This is a genomic window from Waterburya sp. (assembly GCF_058530065.1).
This window is the reverse complement of record NZ_JBZNBU010000251.1, coordinates 1-6,120: the sequence shown is the minus strand read 5'-3', so window position 1 is coordinate 6,120 and position 6,120 is coordinate 1. Positions and strand designations below refer to the sequence as shown.

The following is a 6,120-nucleotide window of genomic DNA, read 5'->3' as shown; positions in this document are numbered from 1 at the left end:
CTTGGAATCGATGGTATCAAAATCATAGAAGAGTAGTTCCAGATTTAGAAAAAGCCAATTTAAGCAATCTAAATTTAAGTGGTATTAATTTGCCCAGAGCCAACTTAAAAGGAGCAAATTTTAGCAATACTAATTTAGCAAAAGCTTTATTAATTGGCAGTAATTTAGAAGGAGCAAATTTTTTAGCAGCTAATTTAGAACAGGCAAATTTAAAAGGAGCTAACCTCGATTACAGTATTTTTTCTCAAGCTAAACTCAATAGCAAAACGATAATTTCTAGGAAATATCGTACTGTATGGGAAATTGTTAATAACCAAGCTGAAGATAAAAATCTTAATGGAGTAGATTTAAGAAATACTAATTTATTTCGAGCTAATTTATGCAAATCTGATTTGAGCCATGCCAAGCTAGAAAATGCCAATCTTAATAGTGCAGATCTTAGTCATGCTTATCTTTTCAAAGCCAACCTAACTAATGCGAATTTACAAAATGCCGACTTGAGAAATGCTTATTTTAGTCAAGCTAACTTAACCAAAGTTTGTTTTAGTGGCGCAAAATGTTGCGGGACTTATTTTAAGGATGCTGAATTAAAATTTGCAGTATTGAGAAGAGCTAAGTTTAGCCATAAAACCATGATCGATCTCAAATGGCATTCGGTATGGGAAATTGTCAATCGTGGTGCTGTTAAAAAAAATCTGAGTGGTGTGGATTTAAGTAATGCCAATCTTCAAGGGGTGAACTTTGCTGAAGCAAATTTAAGCCATGCCAATTTGAGTCATGCTATTCTGCGTCATAGCAATTTAGATCGAGCTAATTTGACCAATACAGACCTAGCTGGAGCGAATGTTAATGGTGTCGATCTTCAAAAAGCTAACTTGAAAGGAGCTAAATTAAAGTCGATAATTGGTCATCAGGTTCAATCTACCTCACCAGTTGTAGCAGATTCTCGTAGTAGCCTTGCTACAATCGAGGATAAACCAGCCACTTCCCAAACAGTTGCTACCTTAACTCGCCAGCCTGAAGTAACTACGGTAGAAACACCAAACCTACCTAAAACCAAAAAAAATATTTCTGGCTTGTTTTTCTTGGGCATAATAGCAAGTGCGATCGCAGCTGGCTATGTGTTTTTGAACCAAAATCCCGACTTCTCTTTACAAGAACTATCGCAGAAGCTTTTATCTTGGAAAAATAGAGTAGAGCAGTTAATTCCGATCGATTAACCAGTTTCAACTCTTACTAAAAGCTAAGGGGGTATTTTCTAGCTTAATATTAAAATCTTTGCTTCCCCCCTTTATAAAACCTACCTGATGAAGGGATAATATCGGTGCAGAGTGGTTTATCCTAAAACTGAAATATTGCTCAGATAACTTAGTACTAATCTAGGCAAATATTTATCTAGTCGTTTTCCCAAGTGTCATCAGAAATAAGATCGCCAATGGGATCTCTAAGTAGATAGTCACATCTTTCTAGTTCGCATTCAATTTCGACCCATTCACGAGCGGGAATATATTTACAAAGAGTATAAATAGATTGTTGGCGACTAACCATTCCTATTTCCATTAGTTGTCGCGCTTCGTCTTTTAAAGTATCGATGGAATATCTAGTAGAAACGAAAGGGGATGCAGTAGCAGCTGTCATGTCTTATCACCGTGTTTAGTATTTGTTATTTAACTATCTTGATACCACTATAAACTATCTCGAAGTTGATTACCTAATAAAATCTTATTTCCGCTGTATCTAAAATAACAAAATATTTGTAATATAAAAAACTTTAATCTAAAACTTAATCTTAGCTACATAATTGATAATTATTAGCAATTTTAAAAGCCAAAATTCTGCATTGTTTTAAATTCTAACCCATCGAGATTAAGATTGTATAAAGCTTTCAAGGCGATCGCTTGAGCTTGAGGCATTTGCCCGTAAATGAATACCCAAGATGTTCGATCTGCGATAATTTCTTTGAACCACTGTAATACATACGGGCTACCATAAATAACTATTCCTTCTATTTGCCCTTCAGTCAGTAATTTTTGGTATATGTGTTGGGCGTTAAGAGTCAAACCTGCATTTCCCCGAAAAGGATTGCCACGAATAAATACTTGTAGTAGGGTAGGGCGAGAATCGATCGCCATCAAATTAAGAGTATTAGCATCGACTATTTTTCTCTGATAGCCCAGTCGATGGGGAATTGCCACGGCAGGACTATTAAGATCTAAATAGCTGGCATTTAAAACATCGTCTACCACAATTAAATTGCAGGGATTATTAGTAGAACTAGGATTTATGGGAGCGTCAAAACTCTTTAAAGAATCCTGCAAAATCAAATTAACCGTCTTTCTCGCTTCCAAAGTCGATAAATCATCAATCCAATCTTCCAGTCTCCTAGTCTCCCAGTCTCCTAGTCCCGTCTTCGCGGGATAATATCTCCTAGTCTCCCAATCTCCTAGTCTCCCAGTCCCCCCAGTCCCCTTGCCTCCCAGTCTCCATTTAGCTTGCCAAATACGTTCTAAAGATTTTTCAAGCCGTTGTTGGCTAATATGCCCCGATCTGACCGCATCATAAATGGATGCGATCGCAACTTCGGGATTGTCGGGCATTAATAAAATATCACTTCCTGCTTCGATCGCCATCACCGCAATTTCTTCTGGACTAGCATAGTTGGCAATCCCGCCCATAATTAAAGCGTCGGTAACTACTAAACCCGAGAAACCTAATTGTTTTCTTAATCGATCGGTAATAATCTCTTTTGAGAGAGTAGCGGGTCGATCTTTGTCCCAGGCTGGAATTAAAAGGTGGGCTGACATAACACTATCTACCCCTGCTGCGATCGCATTTTGGAAGGGAGGTAATTCTATCGTTGCCAGACGGTTATTATCGTGGGGTAATGATGGTAACTCCAAATGGGAATCTGTCGCCGTATCTCCATGTCCTGGGAAATGTTTGGCGGTAGTTAGGACGGGGTAGGACTTCGCCCCAGCAATGAAAGCCCCAGTCAACGCCGAAACCACTTCAGGATCTGACCCAAAAGCCCGAATATTAATTACAGGATTATCGGGATTATTATTAACATCTACCACAGGAGCGAGCAACCAATTAAGACCCACTGCCAAAGCTTCGCGGGCGGTTATCTCTCCCATTTGCCGAGCGTATGATAGAGCTAAATGGCGATCGCTCTGATATATTGCTCCCAGTGCCATTGGGGGAGGAAACCAAGTCCCTCCAGGAAAACGTTGTCCGATGCCTTCTTCGATATCTGCGGCAATAAATAAAGGGGTTTTTGCCCAAGACTGAAGCTGTTGCGATCGCTTTTGTAACTCGACGCTGCTTCCCCCCAAGAGAATTACTCCACCCAGATTTAATTCTTCTAACCACTGTTGTAATTGAGTGTTATTCGCCTCCCAAGCAGGATAGCGAATCTGATGGTCGAATAAGTAACCAGAAGCTCGAACTACAATTGTCTGGGCGATTTGTTCTTGGAGAGATAAGCTTTCCCAGTTCATGCTTAATTATTATTAGTTAATTATCTATTCCACAGTTTCTGCTTTATTTTCTCGTTCTTGACTGATTTTATTGAGCAAGTCGAGCATACTGTCTCCTCTTTCTAAGGAACGATCTTCAATGAACTTAATCGTAGGAGTGCGACGCAGTTGCATTCTACTGCCCAATTCTTTGCGGACATAGTTTACTGAAGATTCTAAACCTGCCATAGTTTCTTCTCTAGCTTCGTCTGTACCATAAATACTGACAAAGATTTTGGCGTGTTGTAGATCTCCCGATACATCTACATCGGTAACGCTTGCCATTCCCGCACCAACGCGATCGTCTTTAATTTCACTCAGTAGCATTTGACTCACTTCCCGCTTGATTAGTGCGGCTACGCGAGCTACACGACGACTATTAGCCATAATATTAGTATTTTTAGTTAGATTGTTTCTTCATGGTGCAACTAATTCTTGCAATTACACCATCCCTCATTTTAGCGATATTTCCCGCTTATTTAATCGCCATAAAAACAGAATCGAGTAAGATTTTGGGGAGATTTATAGGTAAGTTGACTAGTGTTTAGGTCAAAATCGTAATGCCAAACAGAACTAATCGAATTATTATAGCAATTTTCGGGACGTTGGCGATCGCGAGCTATTACAGCCAGACGATCATCTTGAACTACGATTTCCACTGGGGGAGTCATTTCATTATGGCGATCGTATAGTCGATAAAATCCTGGCAAGCGATCGCTAATATTTTCTTCAAATAACAATTCTCCCGTTGCTGAAAGATAAAATAAGTTTCCTCCGTCGCCAAAATAATTTTCACCCCAAGCTAAATAGCGATCGCCAGCGCGATCGTAAGTTAGGGATTTTAAATCGACATTATTCAAAGAGCGAACATCCAACCAACGCCGTTGTCGAGCATCAAAACGATAGAAATAACCGTCTCCGCCTAAAGAAACTAGGGAAACCAAATCGCGACTGCTATCGTAAGCAATATCCATTCCCCAAGAAAGTTCGGGGAAATTAAGGGGTAAGGGAAATTCGGATGTAGTACCTGTTTGGCGATCGATGATTTTAATGCCCGTGTCGGTTATTTGGTATATTTCTCTGGTGTCGGGGGAGATCGCTATACCAATTTGAGAAATAATATTTTTGGTAATTTGACCTTCTTGAAAACTATCTCCATGATTCAGAGGTGCTGTAATAGGTCGATAGTGGCGATCATAAACATTAAAATTAAAATTAGCTGGAGGTTGTTCTAGAGGATATCCTCGAAGAGTCAAAGCGGGATTGTAATAATCTATCTGGGTAATATTGATATAGCTGGGCAAACTATAGCTACCGCGAAACCCATCCAAACGATAAAGATCGAACCAAAGATTGAGTTGTTGCAATAATTCGACTGTTTTGCGATTTTCTAATTCATAAGAATAGGGAAGATCGACGGGAAATACAGTTTGAGGATCTAAGTCGCCGATTACCGTAGAAGGATAATAAGAACTAACTAAAACCCCTGCTATTTCTGTAGAAGGACTAGCTATTACTTGCCAATCAATAGCTTCATAACTACTCAAAACCAACAATACTTTTTGATGGGGGCGATCGATATTAACCGTAACGCGATCGCTATTTAAGTTTCGCTCCCCTTGATAACCAGAGACAAAAAACACTTCCGCATCTTCGGCTAAACTTCTGGGAGGTATAACGGGAAAATGAGACCCCTCAAGCAGATTATCATCTTTGGTTGCTCTTGCTATATCAACCCCTTTGTGGCATCGGGGAAAATGTTGCAAAAGATACTGATATACTGGCAAAGATAATCTCAATCCAGCAAATAAAACCAATAAAGCTAACAATCTCTGTTTGATTATATTCATAATTCCCTCAACGGCATTTCATCGTCTGATAAGTTTAATCTTAGGACAATTGAGATACCTAAAACATTGTTGGCTTCACAACTGTCCCAACTGTTCTAACGATCGCCTAATGCTTTTCTAGCTTGTTCGCGATCGTCAAAATGAATTTTCTCCGTACCCAAAATTTGATAGTCTTCGTGTCCCTTGCCAGCAATTAATACCCCATCTCCAGGGTTCGCGTCTTTAATTGCTGTGGCGATCGCTTGAGCGCGATCGGCAATTACAATTGGAGTAATAGTATCGGGGATTCCTGCAACCACATCTTCCAAGATTTGTTCGGGGTTTTCCGTACGAGGATTATCAGAAGTAACTACCGCTACATCGGCTAATTCTGCGGCAATTTTCCCCATCAAAGGACGTTTGGTGCGATCGCGATCTCCCCCACAACCAAAGACACAAATCATTTTACCACTGATGAAAGGACGGGAAGCTTTAAGTAGATTTTCCAGACTATCGGGGGTGTGAGCGTAATCGACGATGACGTTAATATCCTGGTTGGGTTCTAGTTGTACTCGTTCCATTCTTCCAGGTACGCCAACAAAGTTAGGCAGACTTTGAGCAATAATATCTAACTCTACTCCCAAATCCAATACCGCACCTGTAGCAGCGAGCAAATTGGCTAAATTAAATTGACCGACTAAAGGAGAGCAAAAAGCTACTTCTCCTGCGGGGGTATGCAAGATGCCACTAACTCCTGTAGGTTGATAGTTGAG

General features: G+C 40.0%; 6 protein-coding genes. 1 reads left to right on the top strand and 5 read right to left on the bottom strand.

Features of this window, described 5'->3' with window-relative positions; all coding sequences use genetic code 11:
- A partial coding sequence (locus AC33VI_RS14925) for a pentapeptide repeat-containing protein (RefSeq protein WP_491783059.1) occupies positions 1-1,220 on the top strand: 1,220 nt, incomplete at its 5' end.
- 175 nt (positions 1,221-1,395) lie between these two features.
- On the opposite strand, the gene AC33VI_RS14920 is transcribed toward AC33VI_RS14925, so the two are convergent.
- From AC33VI_RS14920 to AC33VI_RS14900, 5 genes are all read right to left on the bottom strand, one after another.
- Positions 1,396-1,638: a DUF4327 family protein gene (locus tag AC33VI_RS14920; protein ID WP_491783058.1), complete on the bottom strand. Its 243-nt coding sequence runs from the start codon at positions 1,636-1,638 to the stop codon at positions 1,396-1,398.
- Between the two features lie 182 nt (positions 1,639-1,820).
- Positions 1,821-3,500 (bottom strand): glycoside hydrolase family 3 N-terminal domain-containing protein, encoded by a 1,680-nt coding sequence (locus tag AC33VI_RS14915; RefSeq protein ID WP_491783057.1) that lies wholly within the window; start codon positions 3,498-3,500, stop codon positions 1,821-1,823.
- A 24-nt stretch (positions 3,501-3,524) separates the two neighbouring features.
- Positions 3,525-3,905 (bottom strand): 30S ribosome-binding factor RbfA, encoded by a 381-nt coding sequence (gene rbfA, locus AC33VI_RS14910; RefSeq protein ID WP_491783056.1) that lies wholly within the window; start codon positions 3,903-3,905, stop codon positions 3,525-3,527.
- A 92-nt stretch (positions 3,906-3,997) separates the two neighbouring features.
- The gene (locus tag AC33VI_RS14905) at positions 3,998-5,368 is read right to left on the bottom strand and encodes a hypothetical protein (protein WP_491783055.1); all 1,371 of its coding nucleotides are present in this window, start codon (positions 5,366-5,368) and stop codon (positions 3,998-4,000) included.
- Between the two features lie 95 nt (positions 5,369-5,463).
- Positions 5,464-6,120 (bottom strand): Mur ligase family protein (locus AC33VI_RS14900; protein WP_491783054.1); only part of this gene is annotated, 657 nt, incomplete at its 5' end.

Excerpts from the sequence above, each read along its gene's own strand:
- AC33VI_RS14920 (WP_491783058.1), bottom strand. The coding sequence starts at position 1,638 with ATGACAGCTGCTACTGCATCCCCTTTCGTTTCTACTAGATATTCCATC.
- AC33VI_RS14915 (WP_491783057.1), bottom strand. The coding sequence starts at position 3,500 with ATGAACTGGGAAAGCTTATCTCTCCAAGAACAAATCGCCCAGACAATT.
- rbfA (WP_491783056.1), bottom strand. The coding sequence starts at position 3,905 with ATGGCTAATAGTCGTCGTGTAGCTCGCGTAGCCGCACTAATCAAGCGG.
- AC33VI_RS14905 (WP_491783055.1), bottom strand. The coding sequence starts at position 5,368 with ATGAATATAATCAAACAGAGATTGTTAGCTTTATTGGTTTTATTTGCT.